We start from the raw sequence: 15,348 nt of genomic DNA on the forward strand, positions 1-15,348 counted from the left end.
GAAGTGGAAAATACATTTGCATTGCTGCTGCCTGTTCTTATAGTGCAGTTCATCTTATTAGTAACTGCTCTTATGAGCTGCATCCGAGCTGAACATACACTAGGACCCAAATGGCTCTGGATCATCATCATTGTATGTGTAAGTATTATCGGACCAGTCTTATTTTTTGTCGCCGGGAAAAGGAGGGATAGGTAGATGGCTCTGCTGGAAGCAAGAGGATTAGTGAAACAATATGGGAAACATGTTGCAGTTAACAACTTGAATCTTCAACTTATAGAAAATGAGTGTCTTGTGCTCTTAGGACCAAATGGAGCTGGTAAGACGACAACATTGCATATGCTGGCAGGTTTAATTATACCCACTGATGGAGCGATATTGAGTGAGAACAAAGCAATCAGTAGAGATAAAGTAGGGTTTCTACCTCAGCACCCCGTTTTCTTTAATTGGATGTACCCGAAAGAATATCTTTTGTTAGCAGGCACTTTATCAGGAATGACAAATCGAACGATAAATGAACGGATTCAATACGTATTAGAACTGACAGGTTTGTTAAAAGCACAAAAGCAGAAAATAGGCAGTTTCTCTGGAGGTATGAAACAGCGACTTGGTATAGCACAGGCTATCTTACATGAACCGCAAATCCTTCTGCTCGATGAACCGGTCTCTGCACTTGATCCAGCAGGAAGGATAGATGTGATGAATATTATGAATGTATTAAAGAATAAAATGACCATCTTATTCTCTACGCATGTTTTACATGATGCGGAGCAAGTGGGTGATAAGGCGCTAATTATGAGAGCGGGACAGGGAATCTCTTATGAGAATATGAAGGAATGGAAAGATAATCAGCTTCAAGAGCGCTATCGCTTGGAAACATCCGAAATGCTGCAAGATGAGTTACTGCGTAAATTTTATGAACACATAGAAGTACAGGAAACCAAGAAGGTTGTTGGAACATTAAAACCCGGTATAACATCAAACATGCTATTACAAAGTTGCATCGAGCAGCATATACAAGTCCGTTACTTTGGAACAGAAGAAAAATCCTTACAGGAGCGCTATATGGAGGTGATGGAAAGTTGATCAAGTTTAACGCATTGTTTCGTAAAGAATGGCTGGAAGCTTGGAGAGACAAGAAGGTAATCTGGCTGCCTGCTGTAATTCTTCTAATGACTATTCTCCAACCAATCACGCTATACTTTATGCCAGCTATCTTGGAAAACTCGAACAGTTTACCAGATGGTGCAGTAATGAAACTGCCTATCCCGAGCGGCGGAGAAGTACTGGCCAGTACATTATCTCAATTGCATACTATCGGAACAGCGATTATCGTATTAGCTTGTATGAATGTCATTGTGCAGGAGAGGAATACGGGCGCTCTTATGCAGCTATTCACTAGGCCTCTTAGTTCTGCTGCCTATATTTTCAGTAAGTGGACAATGCTTGTCTTGCTCCATTTACTGGCCTTCTCTCTTTCCTATGGAATTGCATGGTACTACACAAATAACTTATTTACTGATGTCCCGTTTACCTCCGTTTGGAAAAGTTATATGATTTATTGCTTATGGATTGTACTAGTTATTACGGTCACCTTATTTATGGGTACAATTCTTCGCCGCAGCGGAGGAGTGGCAGGTATTTCAATTTTAATCATAGCCAGTATTGCTTTACTTTCGACTATTCTGCCTGATACAGCCGCATATCTGCCCTCTAATATACTCACCCTAGCAACAGATATACTAAAAACAGATAATACAAACATGCATACAGGTATTATCGTGACAACAACCCTTTTCTTTATTGTTGTATTGCTGATAGGAATGATAAAACAGTTCAGCAGGAGTGTTAAGTTTTAATGAAGTAGGATTATTCCAAACAAATAAAGGATAAGATAGAAAGAAGCAGAGGCAAAGCATGTCAAGGATGAGAAAGGAAGCATCCTTGATGTGCTTTTTTGTGCAAGATAGAAGGGATTATCTATGTAAAGGGAGAAGAGGTAACTTGGGAAATTATTTGAAACCAGGGAATACTGCTTGCTTCTTCGTTTCTATCCGGTTTCTTCCGCTTTTCGATGGTGTCTAGCTGCAGAAACCAGAAACTGCGCTGTAAGCAATGAATCCCTATGTGGGAAAGACACCCACTCCGGGCTCCCTTGCTTACCGCTTCGTTTCTACCCGGTTTCTTCCGCTTTTCGGTGGTGTCTAGCTGCGAGGGCCAGGGACTGCGCCGTAAGTGATAAATCCCTGCGTGGGAAAAAGCATCCCACTCCGGGCTTTCTTACTTACTTCTCCGTCCCTAACCGTCTCTCTCCGCTTTTCGGTGTCTAGCTGCGAAGAACAGAAACTGCGCCATAAGCGATAAGTCCCTGCAGAAGGAAAGAAAACCTTCCTCCGGGCCTTCTCACTTACCGCTTCGTTTCTAAGCGTTCTTCTCCGCTTTTCGATGGTGTCTAGCTGCGAAGAACAGAAACTGTGCCATAAGCGATAAGTCCCTGCAAAAGGAAAGAACACCTTCCTCCGGGCCTTCTCACTTATTGCTCCGTTTCTAAGCGTTCTTCTCCGCTTTTCGATGGTGTCTAGCTGCGAAGAACAGAAACTGCGCCATAAGCGATAAGTCCCTGCAAAAGGAAAGAACACCTTCCTCCGGGCCTTCTCACTTATTGCTCCGTTTCTAAGCGTTCTTCTCCGCTTTTCGGTGGTGTCTAGCTACAGAAACCAGAAACTGCGCTGTAAGCAGTGAATCCCTATGTGGGAAAGACACCCACTCCGGGCTCCCTTGCTTACCGCTTCGTTTCTACCCGGTTTCTTCCGCTTTTCGGTTTCCTTGTATTTTATTTTCTGTTGGGGTATCATTTTTTCGTATGGAATTTGTGAATAAAGGGCGTTTATAGATATGAAAATGATTGTTGGGCTTGGGAATCCGGGTCAGAAGTTTGATCAGACGCGGCATAATATTGGGTTCATTGCAATTGATGAATTGGTGCATCGGCACAGTTTGCCGTTAACAAATAAAAAATTTAATAGTGTCTATGCAACAGGCATGATTAATGGGGAAAAGGTTATTCTTGTGAAGCCGACAACGTTTATGAACCTTTCGGGCGAGGCGGTTCGTCCGCTGATGGATTATTATAATGTGGAGCTTGAGGATGTGGCTGTCATTTATGATGATTTAGACTTGCCTGCTGGGAAGATTCGTCTTCGGGAGAAGGGCGGTCATGGCGGTCATAATGGTATTCGATCTTTGATTGATCATCTCGGTACGAAAGAATTCAAGCGACTTCGACTTGGAATTGGCCGTCCAGTTAATCGGCAGCCTGTAGTAGACTACGTACTGCAGCGTTTCCATAAGGATGAATTACAAGATATAGTAGACAGTGTGAAGAAATCTGCTGATGCTGTAGAAGCATGGCTTCAGGAGCCTTTCTTGAATGTTATGAACGATTTCAATCGCTGACACATACATTGCCATGTGTATGAAATGAACGGTTTTCGGGCAGACTTTGACAGAGTCAAATCTAAGTCTCGGAGGCGTGATCATGGCTATTATTTATCGTTGTCGGCATTGTAAAACACAGCTCGCAGAACTGGATGAATATAAAGTTGATATAAAATCGCTTGGATGGGATCAATTATCCGCAGTCGATTATCAGGAAATGGTGCAGATGGACGCTGGAAATATTGTTTGCCAGGTGGCGTGTGAGGATTGTGAAAATACCTTGCAGCGATATCCGCACTATCATGAACTGGATCATTTTATGCAATAACTTATAGCTAAATATTGCTGTCATAAAAAAGCTTTGGTGCTTCAACCAAGGCGTTTTTTGCTTATGACATGTACTAGCAGAAGGAGGCATTATGCAAGAGATTAAGCAATTCGTCTCTGCCCAGGATGACATTCAGTCTGTCATCAATGGGATAAAGTCAGGGATGGGGGAACAGCTTCTCACCGGTTTGTCCGGCTCGGCAAGAGGTGTGTTAGCGACAGTACTGCAGGATGCAGTGCGACGTAAGGTTATTCTTGTTACCCACCAGCTGACACAGGCGCAAACACTTTATGAAGACCTATTAGAACTTAGTACAAATTCAAATGTTTATCTTTATCCGGTAAATGAACTGCTAGCATCAGAGCTCGCCATCTCCAGTCCGGAACTCCGCAGCCAGCGGCTTGATGCTTTGCGTAATTGGATGCAGAGTGAAAATGGTGTCTTGGTGGCACCGGCTGCTGCTTTAAAACGAATACTTCCGCAACCAGCTAAATGGGAAAGCTATCAGCTGGCTTTTCGTGTTGGAGAAGAAATCGATCTTGACCAAAATATAAAGTCACTTACAGATATGGGATACGAGCGTTCGGATATGGTTGCAGGTCCTGGCGAGTTCAGCTTACGCGGCGGTATCCTGGATATCTTTCCGCTGACTGAAGAAAACCCAGTGAGGATAGAATTATTTGATACAGAAGTCGATTCTATACGGTACTTTGATTCAGATACACAGCGATCCATGGAGAAGCAGCAAACGGTCGAAATAGGACCAGCGACAGAATTGCTTGTTGATCAAGAAGATATCGCAAGGGCGGCTGTTCGTCTCGAGAAAGCGTTAGGCGAAACAATTAGTAAGCTGAAAGAAGATGACCATAAACAGCGAGTACTTGAGGCAGTCAGTCAGGATCTGGAGCGGCTGAAGCAGCAAGAGCGCTTCCCTGCAATGGCTAAATATGCTGGCTATTTCTACGAAAAGCCAGCTAGTTTATTAGATTATCTTGGACAGGATGGCTATATTATCCTTGATGAGATGAGCCGCATTCAAGAAACTGCCAATCGGCTTGATGAAGAGGAAGCGGAATGGCATCAAAGTCTGTTGGAAGCACATCAGACTGTAAGGGATTTACGCCTCTCCTTTGACTGGCACGAGGTATTGCAGCAAATGAAACAGCCGCGTCTTTATTTGAGTGTTTTCCTGCGGCATATATCGAATACGCAGCCGCAAAACATTGTAAATGTAACATGCAGAGCAATGCAGCAATTCCATGGACAAATGCATTTATTGAAAAATGAGTTAGAACGATGGAGCAAGAGCAATTATTCTATTATCTTAATGGCACCGAACCAACAGCGAGCAGAAAAAATACAGGCAGTCATGGCTGATTATGAGATGGAAGCGGTCATTACAGAGCATGTATCGTTACCAACAAGTTCTCCGGCAATTATTATTGGCAATATTAGCAGCGGATTTGAGCTGCCGTTCCACAAGCTGGCAGTTTTAACAGAGAACGAATTGTTCAAGAAACGAACCTCAAGACCAAAACGGAAACAAAAGATATCCAATGCAGAACGAATTAAGAGTTACCAGGAGCTTGCGGTGGGCGATTACGTTGTGCATGCTAATCATGGTATTGGTCGCTACGTTGGAATAGAAACGCTGCAAGTACAAGACATACGGAAAGATTTCATGTTGATCCGTTATTCAGGCGACGATAAGTTATTTGTACCAATCGATCAAATTGATCTTGTGCAAAAGTATGTTGGTTCGGAAGGTAAAGAACCAAAGCTGTATAAACTTGGCGGATCAGAATGGAAGAAAGTAAAAAGCCGTGTGCAGTCTTCTGTGGAAGATATTGCGGATGAACTAATCAAGCTGTATGCGGAGCGAGAAGCATCGAAAGGATATGCCTTTTCCGAAGATACCGAAATGCAGCGAGAGTTCGAAGCAGCTTTCCCTTATCAGGAAACAGAAGATCAGCTTCGCTGTATTGATGAAATTAAGCAGGATATGGAACGGGAGCGTCCGATGGACAGGCTGCTTTGCGGAGATGTTGGGTATGGTAAAACAGAGGTTGCCATTCGCGCTGCATTTAAAGCCATTGCAGATGGCAAGCAAGTTGCCATTCTTGTTCCGACTACCATATTAGCACAGCAGCATTATGAGACGATTTTAGAACGATTCCAAGATTACCCGATTAATGTTGGACTTATGAGTCGTTTCCGGACACGCAAACAGCAAAATGAGGTAACAGCAGGCTTGAAGAACGGTACAGTTGATGTTGTCGTAGGAACACACCGACTATTGTCCAAAGATGTCGTCTATAAGGACCTTGGGCTGTTAGTTGTCGATGAAGAGCAGCGTTTTGGTGTAAAACATAAAGAAAAACTAAAACAGCTGAAGACGAATGTCGACGTATTAACGTTAACGGCAACGCCAATTCCGCGGACATTGCATATGTCCATGCTTGGTGTCAGAGACTTATCTGTTATCGAGACGCCGCCGGAAAACAGATTCCCGATTCAAACATATGTGATGGAATATAATCCGGTATTTATCCGAGAAGCGATTGAGCGGGAAATGGCGCGCGATGGCCAAGTGTTCTTCCTGTATAACCAGGTTGAAAGCATTGAGCGAAAAGCGCAGGAGATCTCTGCTTTGGTTGATGATGCGAGGGTTGCATTTGCGCATGGTCAGATGAATGAATCAGAGCTCGAAGGTGTGATGCTTGCCTTCTTGGAAGGGGAGTATGACGTCCTTGTCAGTACGACCATCATTGAAACCGGTGTAGATATACCTAATGTAAATACATTAATCGTTAATAATGCCGATCGCATGGGCCTTAGCCAGTTGTATCAGCTGCGCGGAAGAGTTGGACGCTCAAATCGTGTTGCTTATGCTTACTTCACTTATCAGCAAGATAAAGTGCTCACAGAGGTGGCGGAAAAACGGCTGCAGGCGATCAAAGAATTCACAGAGCTCGGTTCTGGTTTCAAGATTGCCATGCGTGACTTATCTATCCGCGGAGCAGGTAACTTGCTCGGTTCTCAGCAGCATGGATTTATTGATTCGGTCGGTTTTGATATGTACTCACAGATGCTTACAGAAGCAGTGGAGGCTCGTAAAGCAGGTAAGCCTGCTGAGGAGATGAAGCCGTTTGAAGTGGAATTGGATCTGGACATCAATGCGTATATACCGGAGACCTATATTAGCGATGAAAAGCAGAAGATTGATATGTATAAACGGTTCCAAAGCTGTACCTCTCAAGAAGAGATTCATGACTTACGCGAGGAGCTAATTGATCGTTTTGGAGATTATCCGGATGAAGTAGCTAATCTCTTCCACGTTACAACAATCAAGATGTACGCGAAACGTGAGAAAATCGAATCCATTAGTGAGAAGAAGAAAAAGCAGCGCATGGAGATACTCGTCGATCCAGATAGGAGTCAGTATGTAGATGGCGGAAAACTATTTGACTTTGCAAATCAATACGGGCGGATGGTCCAGCTTGGCACAGAAGACAAGAAACTGAAGATCGTGTTCAATTGGGACAGAAACTCCTATAACCGCCGGTATGAGATTGCAGAGGAATTCATCCAAGCAATGCGGGAATTCAAGCGAGCCAGCTAAAGTCTTACCATTGTTTTCGAAAAAATTGGCAGGAAATGAATAGTTATGCCAATGTGTATCATACTAACAGCACAACTGGTGAATTCTTCTTTTCTTCATAATAAGTAGAAAATACCCCAGAGCAGCTTAGGATACAGAAAGAGAGGCAATGGAAGATGAAGGCTACAGGAATCGTACGTAGAATTGATGATTTGGGACGTGTTGTTATCCCGAAGGAAATACGCCGGACACTGCGCATTCGAGAAGGAGATCCGCTAGAGATCTTTGTTGATCGTGATGGAGAGGTTATTCTAAAAAAATACTCACCTATCAGTGAATTAGGTGATTTCGCAAAAGAATACGCGGAAGCGCTATTTACTACAATTGATCATGGTGTTATGATCTGTGACCGTGACGAATATATCGCAGTTGCAGGGGAATCGAAGAAAGAATACATGAACAAAGGCATTGGAGACATTATCGAAAAGGCGATGCAGGACAGAGCAACTGCTGTTTACAATCAATCGGGAAATGTTGAACTTGTAGAAGGAAAAGATGACGACATACAAGCTTATGTAGTAAGCCCGATTATCGCCAGCGGTGACCCAATTGGCTGTGTTGTCATTGTCAGCCGTAATGATGGTGAATTGAGCACGGTAGAGGAAAAGGCGGCAGAAACAGCTGCTAACTTCCTTGCGAGACAAATGGAATAATGTATCTGAAATCATAGGAATCCTGCAGCTTATATGCTGCGGGATTCTTTTTTTATGCTAAGCTGATGAAAAGAGGGGGAGACGACATGATACTAGAACATCAAAACGGCCTTTTGTTATGGCGCAAAAGCTTGCTAGGAGAGAGGAGTTGGCGTGATGATCTAAGCTACAAACTGCTATTCAACCCGAGTGGGAAGTCTGTTTATCAGTTCAAAGATCAAGACATGGCACTTACCGCGGGTGAATTACTCCTTCTCAACCCGCACGTTCTGCATAAGCAGCTCTTTCACACTTCTGAGAAATGGATTGTAGAATTAAGTCCAGCACTTTTGACGGACGTTGCCAGGGAAGTTGGCATTACGGTTCAAGAACCTTTCTTTGCAAAAATTGTATGCAAGCATCCGCTTATTCATCAGTGGGTCGAAACAACCCGCTTGTATCTACAAATGCAAACGACAGAAATAGAGCAGCGCTTTTGGATGGAGAACAGCCTAATTCAACTTGCATTGCTGCTGCTTCGGCTTATTCCAGGCGCACATGCTGAAAGTTGGAATATAGAGGGATACGATCCGTCGATTTATGTAGTACTGGACGCATTGAAGCAGAGTTATGAACAAGATTGGACATTGGATGATATGGTGGCATTGACTTCGTTAGGAAAGTATCAGTTTAGTCACCTCTTCAAAAAGGAAACAGGTCTAACTCCATACAGCTGGCTGCAAATACTCCGTGTCGTAAAAAGTCAGCAGCTGCTGCGACAATCAGATGCCTCCATTCTAACAATTGCATTAGAAGTAGGTTTTAAAAATGCAGCTTCTTATCATACGGTATTTCGGCGGATCTATGGTCAGACGCCAGGTGCTTTTCGAGTGAGACAGTTGAAAACATAGAGGCACGGAACCAACAGAATTGCCAATCCGCTTATTAACATGAATGTTCGAATAGATAACATGGGTAGCAGACTGGCATATATACTCAAGGACAGTGTATTAGCTGCATAAAGCAAAACTGCATTTGTACTAAAAGCTCTCCCTAGCATGGCTTTCGGTACAGAAGTCTGGATAAGGTAGACTCTCGTCAAACTGCTGATTGGCAGGCCTACTCCAATGAGTAACGCGCCAATAAAGAAAAACGGCAGCTCATATACAAATCCTATCAAGCTGATTCCCAGCCCCCATATGATACTTCCAATCAGATACTTTTTCATGTCCAGCTGTTTTAGCAGATAAGGGAGGAGAACACTGATGATTGTAGCTGCAATGCCGTAAAAAATCTGTAAGCTATTAAACCAACGCTCCCCGTTTGCTGTAATCTCTTCAAAAGCAAGCAGCATCCCTACTTGCCATACCCATGTATTAAAGAAGACGACAAAGAAAGTGATGGAAAACAACTGCACCAGCACAGAATTGGTTTTCCCGTATTGCACAAACACCCACATAGATTTATACAAAGAAGATAATGAGAGACTTTCTTTGTTGGCTAAACGAGGCATGGAAGGTAAACGAGAAATACAAACAGCGCTACTAGCAAAAGACACAGCATCTGCGATAAATAGATATACGATATCACCTTTTGCCAGCATCCAGGCAGCCAAGATTGGCCCTGCTAAAGAAGCCGATCGCTGTACAGTGTCCCATGCACTATTCGCAGCTGGAAGCTGTGTCTCTTTAACAAGCTCTGGCAGAACAGCCCGATGAGCGGGATTAAAAAAGCATCCGCAGCATTGGAGCAGGAAACTGCCTATTAATAGATGATAATAGTTTAGCCAACCCTGAAAATATAAAAAAACAGTGATACTTATAATCCCAAAGCGCGATAAATCCATCATTATCATCATCTTTTTTCTATTCATTACATCTGCTGCAGCCCCGCCAATCAAGCCGAACAAAAGATACGGCACTGTTTCTGCAATCGCTATAAATGTAGTCTGTACACTTGATTCTGTCAGACGATATGCGAGAAATAAAAAGCCTAAGCCAGATAAGACATTGCCAATTTGTGAAACGGCACCTCCTGAGAAGTAATAAATCATATGGCGGTTCTTCCAGATATCTCTATACATATACTCACCTCCAGTTCAGCATATAGCCTAGACAAGTGATCGTCGTATGGAATCTTGTGCAAAGATAAAGCAAGATTTGACATATCGCTACGTGGTATAATTCCAGTAGAAAAGGTTGGGTTGGAGGAATTAGTGCATGGGGTTAGGAATGAAGCGGCTTTTCCATGGAGCATTTATCCTGGCAGTCGCTGGATTAATCAGTAAAATCTTAAGTGCGGGTTATCGTGTCCCGTTCCAAAATATTGTAGGTGATAAAGGATTCTACATTTACCAGCAGGTCTATCCTTTTCTTGGTATTGCAGCAAGCTTAGCTTTATATGGCATTCCGGCTGCTGTATCTCGGCTAGTATCTGAACAATATCCGAAGCAGCTGCCTTCTCTTCGTTCATTCTACATGCCGCTTGGTACATTTTTGTTTGTTTTGGCCGCTTTAACATCCGCCTTTTTATATACAGCAGCACCTTACATAGCTGAGATTATGGGAGACGCTGCTTTGAAGGTCCCGCTTCAGGCAGCGTCTTTTATCTTTCTTGCGGTGCCGTTTACAGCTATAGTAAGAGGTGTTTACCAAGGCAAGCAGAATATGACTCCGACAGCGGTCTCGCAAGTTGCGGAGCAGCTTATCCGGGTAGGATTAATACTCGTTGTTACGTTCTTACTCGTTCGCGGCGGTAGCGATTTATATGCAATTGGAGCGAAAGCGGCGCTAGCATCATTGGCAGGAGCTTGCTGTGGTATTGTGGTACTTTGCTTTTTTATGAAACATGAACCGATTATCTCTTCTGTGAAGCATTCGCTAGCATGGGTCCATGTTATAAAAACGATTTTCGTATATGGCTTTTTTATTTGTCTAAACTATATGCTATTGCTTCTGCTGCAGTTTGCAGACGCGTTTACACTTGTATCTGGCTTACTGGAGCATGGATATAGTTTAGAGGAAGCGCGTAAATGGAAAGGAATATATGACCGCGGCCAACCGTTAGTTCAGCTGGGAATTGTAGTAGGTTCTTCTCTAGCGCTGGCATTTGTACCATCTATTACGAAAAAACAGCTGTTAGACGAGCGAACATCTGTGATTGCTCTGCTGCATAGCGGATGGAAACTTAGCTTCTTATTGTCTATCGCTGCTGCTGCCGGTCTAATTAGTCTTTTCCCGTTAGTTAATAGATTGCTCTTTAAAGAGGATCTTGGTACATATACATTGCAAGTATTTATGCTCACGATATTTGTTTGCTCACTCACACTAACAACGGCTTCCATGCTGGAGACGTTAGGAAAATGGAAGCACACAGCAGCTGTCATTGCTGGCGGTTTGTTAATCAAGTGGATACTGAATGAATGGCTTGTCCCGATGTGGGGTATTATGGGCGCGTCTATAGCAACTGTTATGACAGTAACCTGTATCTTGGCTGCCAATATGTATTTGCTTCACCGTTATATACCGGACATGAAACTGTTCAAGCTGCCATGGAGGAGTTTATTGACAGGGCTGGTGATCATGGTTGTCGCAGTTTGTATGTTATATGCGGCCACTGTCGAATTGTTTCACGTGAAAACACGATTTTTGTTATTGGTATATGTGATGTTTGCAGTCATAACAGGTGCAATATTGTACGCTATTACTTTAATTAAGACGAAGGCGTTCAGTGAATCTGAATTAAAGGCATTACCATTCAGCCGATATTTGCTGCGTTTGGAAGGGAGAACAAGAAAATGAAACATACTATAGAAGTGGTTGGACTTGGCGGCGGCGATATTAATCAGCTGTCACTCGGAATCTACCGAAAATTAAAGGAGCATGCAAATCCTATCTTTGTGCGAACGAAGGACCATCCAGTCGTTCAGACATTGCAAGAAGAAGGTGTGACGTTCCATTCGTATGATGAGATATATGAACAATATCCAGATTTCCAGACTGTATATGAAGAGATAGCCAACAGCTTGTATCGGGAAGCAGAGGAAGGTTCCATCATCTATGCAGTGCCCGGACATCCGATGCTGGCTGAGAAAACAGTACAGCTGCTGCTGGCACAGCAAGAAGTAGAAGTGAAAATTATTGGCGGACAGAGCTTTTTGGATGACTTATTCTCTGTCCTCCAGATTGATCCGATTGATGGCTTTCAGTTTGTAGATGCCACTTCCTTCCGCCGAGATGAACTCGAATACAGACAGCATCTGATCTTCTGTCAGGTGTACGATCAAATGGTAGCATCAGAAGTGAAGCTGGAATTATTGGAAGATCTTCCGCCGGAATATCCAGTGACGATTGTGGATGCTGTGGGGAGTTCGGATGAGCGTATCAAAACAGTAGCGCTAGAGGAACTGGATAGAAGTGTAGAGTTCAGTAATCTGATGAGTGTTTATGTACCGCCAGCTATTTCATTGGAATTAAATCATAAATTTTACCGACTTCATGATGTCATTCGAACATTACGAGGACCTAACGGCTGCCCATGGGATCAAAAACAAACCCACACATCCTTACGTCGTTATTTAATTGAAGAGGCATATGAATTAATTGATGCGATTAACAAGGAAGATGAGGAAAATCTAATTGAAGAACTCGGAGATGTGCTGCTTCAAGTGATGCTGCATAGCCAAATTGGGGAAGATGAAGGTTACTTTACAATTGAGGATGTCATTCGAAGCGTAACAGAAAAAATGATTCGCCGTCATCCGCATGTGTTTGGGGATGAAGTGTTAGAAACAGAAGAAGAGCTGCGCGATAGTTGGGCAGCCATTAAGCAAGAAGAAAAGAAAGAGCAAAGTCGCACACATACGGAAGAAGATGCGATGGTGCCTCAGTTAATGAAGGCAGCGAAGATAGGACAAACCAAAGAGGTAGCTGTGTCTGAGTTGGAACAGCTGCTAGCAAAGCTGGATCAAAAAGAGGGGCAGAGCGAGCAGTATGAAGCAGCGATTGGAGAGATTCTGTTTGCTATTGCTTCCTATGCAGGCTATCATAAGATAAACCCAGAAATCGCACTGCATCAGGTGATTGATAAGAAGCAAAGTACGGATAAAGGAAGTGAACGATGATGCGATTAGACAAGTTTCTGAAAGTATCACGATTAATTAAACGACGGACATTGGCAAAAGAAGTAGCAGATCAAGGACGTATTACCATTAATGGTGTCCAAGCAAAGGCATCTACAAATGTGGCTGTTGGAGACGAAATGGCTATTCGTTTCGGTCAAAAACTGCTAACAATTGAAGTGCAGCAGCTTAAAGAAGCAGTGAAGAAAGACGACGCTGCAACACTTTACAAAGTGAAAAAGGAAGAGCCTGTACAATAAAGCCGTTCTAACCTTGTCCCTAACCTCATAGATTGTTAGGGATAAAGGGAGGCGGTAACGATGGATCAAACCCGAAAAGTTCAAGCGGATCATGACATAAAGATGTTCAATCGAAAAACACTGGAAATTAGCGGTGTGAAAGAAGTGGACAGCTTTGATAGCGAGGAGTTTCTGCTTCAAACCGAGATGGGTTATATGGTCATTCGCGGCAATAACCTGCATATGAAGAATCTTGATTTGCAGGAAGGAAAAGTATCAATAAAAGGCAAGATACAGGAGCTGTCATATTTAGACGAGCAGCACGGGGAGAAGGCTAAAGGACTCTTTAGCAAGCTCTTCAAATGACACTTACTGTCCAGTTCCTCACCATTGTGTCGATGATTGCTGGCGGAATTTATCTTGGGGCAGCCATGGATACTTTCCGCCGCTTTGAACGGCACTGGAAGAAACAAGTTATCATGCGGTATGTGATGGAATGCGGATTCTGGCTGCTGCAGGCATTGCTGCTATTCTTCCTGCTGTTTCAGGTCAATCAGGGAGAAATGCGTTTTTACATTCTTCTAGCACTAATATGCGGCTTCGCGGGATATCGAGCTCTATTTCAGACAAGCTATCGGCGTGTGCTCGAATGGCTTATTCGTGTGATTAACAGGATAATCTTCATTGTTAAACGCATTCTGTATGTACTTGTTGTAACGCCAGTCCGATGGCTCTTGCAAGGGCTGCTTGTACTGGCGGGAGGATTACTCACATTGGTGTGGAAGTTAGTTTGGCTGCTTTTCATTATCCTATCGTATCCAATCCGTATGATAGGGCGGTTGATTTGGAAGCTGACACCAAAAAAGTACCGAAAAATTTACTCCATTTTAGCAGGTATCTATAGTAGAATGAAGAATATAGCAACAAAGGTATATGATTCACTGCGCAGATCAAGGAGGTAAAACCGGCGTGGCAAGACAGAAACGAAATGTAACGAAGATGGAGTCCAGCTATACGAAGAAATACGACGCATATACAGAACGACAGCGGAAAAAACAAAAAAGACTCTTTCGGCGTTTAATCTTGTTCGCCGCTTTTGCAGTTGTTCTGCTTGGACTGATGATAGCCTTTCATATTCACCAACGAGGTGTCTATACAGCAAAACAGTCGGAATACAAAGAGAAACAAGAAGAGTTGGCTGGTTTACAAAAGAAGGAAGAGGAACTGAAAGAAGAGATTGAGCTTCTGAATGATAAGAGCTACGTACTGGAAATAGCCAGAACGAACTATTTTTATTCTAAAGACGGTGAAACGATATTTAAGATCACCGAAGAGGAGCCCTCTTATTGACACCCTTTTCCAAGCTTTTATATAATATATAAGTAGTATATTTCTTTCAAACTTTAAGGAGGAGCATTTTTTTTATGTCAATTGAAGTAGGCAGCAAGTATCAGGGTAAGGTAACAGGTATTACTAATTTCGGTGCATTCGTAGAACTGCCAGGCGGATCTACAGGTCTTGTGCATATTAGTGAGGTTGCCGATAATTATGTGAAAGACATTAATGAACATTTGTCTGTTGGTGATATGATCACAGTCAAAGTTATTAATGAGAAGGACGGAAAGATTGGGCTTTCTATTAAGAAAGCAAAAGATAATCCGCCTCCAGCACGCCGTAATAACAATAATAGAGGGTCTAATCATGGCGGTGGCCGTGAACGTACGGAAACTTTCGAAGCAAAAATGAATCGCTTCTTGAAGGATTCAGAGGACCGTCTGGCGTCCCTTAAGAAACACACAGAAGCAAAACGCGGTGGCAGAGGCGCTAAAAAAGGTTAAACTTGCTGTCTATATTGGGATTTGATAAAAATGCAAATCTTAAGATATAAAACGATTGACCGGATGCTTTCGAGCATTCGGTTTTTTCTTTCTAGA

16 protein-coding genes are annotated in these 15,348 nt (G+C 43.0%); 15 read left to right on the top strand and 1 reads right to left on the bottom strand.

All coding sequences use genetic code 11. From position 1 onward, the window contains the following. The first annotated feature begins 3 nt into the window (after positions 1 to 3). The 8 genes from KS242_RS00475 (at position 4) to KS242_RS00510 (ending at position 8,967) form a co-directional block, all read left to right on the top strand. Complete coding sequence (locus KS242_RS00475; protein WP_217322566.1) at positions 4 to 195, top strand: PLDc N-terminal domain-containing protein; 192 nt, start codon at positions 4 to 6, stop codon at positions 193 to 195. Further along, the gene (locus KS242_RS00480) at positions 196 to 1,083 is read left to right on the top strand and encodes an ABC transporter ATP-binding protein (RefSeq protein WP_217322567.1); all 888 of its coding nucleotides are present in this window, start codon (positions 196 to 198) and stop codon (positions 1,081 to 1,083) included. Next, entirely contained in the window at positions 1,080 to 1,856 is a 777-nt protein-coding gene (locus KS242_RS00485; RefSeq protein WP_217322568.1) for an ABC transporter permease, read from the top strand. Before KS242_RS00480 ends, KS242_RS00485 begins: the two co-directional genes overlap by 4 nt. Before the next feature lie 1,036 nt (positions 1,857 to 2,892). Then, positions 2,893 to 3,453: an aminoacyl-tRNA hydrolase gene (gene pth, locus KS242_RS00490; RefSeq protein WP_217322569.1), complete on the top strand. Its 561-nt coding sequence runs from the start codon at positions 2,893 to 2,895 to the stop codon at positions 3,451 to 3,453. 82 nt (positions 3,454 to 3,535) lie between these two features. Then, a complete protein-coding gene (locus KS242_RS00495) occupies positions 3,536 to 3,763 on the top strand; it encodes an anti-sigma-F factor Fin (RefSeq protein ID WP_077303832.1) in 228 nt (75 codons plus the stop codon). Positions 3,764 to 3,854: 91 nt separating this feature from the next. Continuing rightward, a complete protein-coding gene (mfd, locus tag KS242_RS00500) occupies positions 3,855 to 7,385 on the top strand; it encodes a transcription-repair coupling factor (protein ID WP_217322570.1) in 3,531 nt (1,176 codons plus the stop codon). A 155-nt stretch (positions 7,386 to 7,540) separates the two neighbouring features. Continuing rightward, a complete protein-coding gene (gene spoVT, locus KS242_RS00505) occupies positions 7,541 to 8,077 on the top strand; it encodes a stage V sporulation protein T (protein ID WP_217322571.1) in 537 nt (178 codons plus the stop codon). A gap of 86 nt (positions 8,078 to 8,163) precedes the next feature. Continuing rightward, positions 8,164 to 8,967: an AraC family transcriptional regulator gene (locus KS242_RS00510; protein ID WP_217322572.1), complete on the top strand. Its 804-nt coding sequence runs from the start codon at positions 8,164 to 8,166 to the stop codon at positions 8,965 to 8,967. Here the strand turns inward: KS242_RS00510 and KS242_RS00515 are convergent. Further along, positions 8,925 to 10,139, bottom strand: coding sequence for an MFS transporter (locus KS242_RS00515; protein WP_217322573.1), 1,215 nt, complete (start codon positions 10,137 to 10,139; stop codon positions 8,925 to 8,927). The genes KS242_RS00510 and KS242_RS00515 overlap by 43 nt on opposite strands. Before the next feature lie 136 nt (positions 10,140 to 10,275). On the opposite strand from KS242_RS00515, the gene KS242_RS00520 reads away from it, so the two are divergent. The 7 genes from KS242_RS00520 (at position 10,276) to KS242_RS00550 (ending at position 15,252) form a co-directional block, all read left to right on the top strand. Next, a complete protein-coding gene (locus KS242_RS00520) occupies positions 10,276 to 11,856 on the top strand; it encodes a putative polysaccharide biosynthesis protein (protein WP_217322574.1) in 1,581 nt (526 codons plus the stop codon). Then, positions 11,853 to 13,178 (top strand): bifunctional methyltransferase/pyrophosphohydrolase YabN, encoded by a 1,326-nt coding sequence (locus KS242_RS00525; RefSeq protein ID WP_217322575.1) that lies wholly within the window; start codon positions 11,853 to 11,855, stop codon positions 13,176 to 13,178. Before KS242_RS00520 ends, KS242_RS00525 begins: the two co-directional genes overlap by 4 nt. After that, positions 13,178 to 13,435: an RNA-binding S4 domain-containing protein gene (locus KS242_RS00530; RefSeq protein WP_077303933.1), complete on the top strand. Its 258-nt coding sequence runs from the start codon at positions 13,178 to 13,180 to the stop codon at positions 13,433 to 13,435. The genes KS242_RS00525 and KS242_RS00530 overlap by 1 nt, the downstream gene beginning before the upstream one ends. 60 nt (positions 13,436 to 13,495) lie before the next feature. Then, a complete protein-coding gene (yabP, locus tag KS242_RS00535; protein ID WP_217322576.1) occupies positions 13,496 to 13,780 on the top strand; it encodes a sporulation protein YabP in 285 nt (94 codons plus the stop codon). After that, positions 13,777 to 14,376, top strand: a complete 600-nt coding sequence (gene yabQ, locus KS242_RS00540; RefSeq protein WP_217322577.1) for a spore cortex biosynthesis protein YabQ — start codon at positions 13,777 to 13,779, stop codon at positions 14,374 to 14,376. The genes yabP and yabQ overlap by 4 nt, the downstream gene beginning before the upstream one ends. A gap of 7 nt (positions 14,377 to 14,383) precedes the next feature. Then, positions 14,384 to 14,764, top strand: coding sequence for an FtsB family cell division protein (locus KS242_RS00545; RefSeq protein ID WP_254391761.1), 381 nt, complete (start codon positions 14,384 to 14,386; stop codon positions 14,762 to 14,764). Between the two features lie 74 nt (positions 14,765 to 14,838). Beyond that, the gene (locus KS242_RS00550; protein WP_077303802.1) at positions 14,839 to 15,252 is read left to right on the top strand and encodes a S1 domain-containing RNA-binding protein; all 414 of its coding nucleotides are present in this window, start codon (positions 14,839 to 14,841) and stop codon (positions 15,250 to 15,252) included. The last annotated feature ends 96 nt before the right edge of the window (positions 15,253 to 15,348 follow it).

Origin of the sequence: Terribacillus sp. DMT04, assembly GCF_019056395.1 — a bacterium.
GTDB lineage: Bacteria > Bacillota > Bacilli > Bacillales > Amphibacillaceae > Terribacillus > Terribacillus aidingensis_A.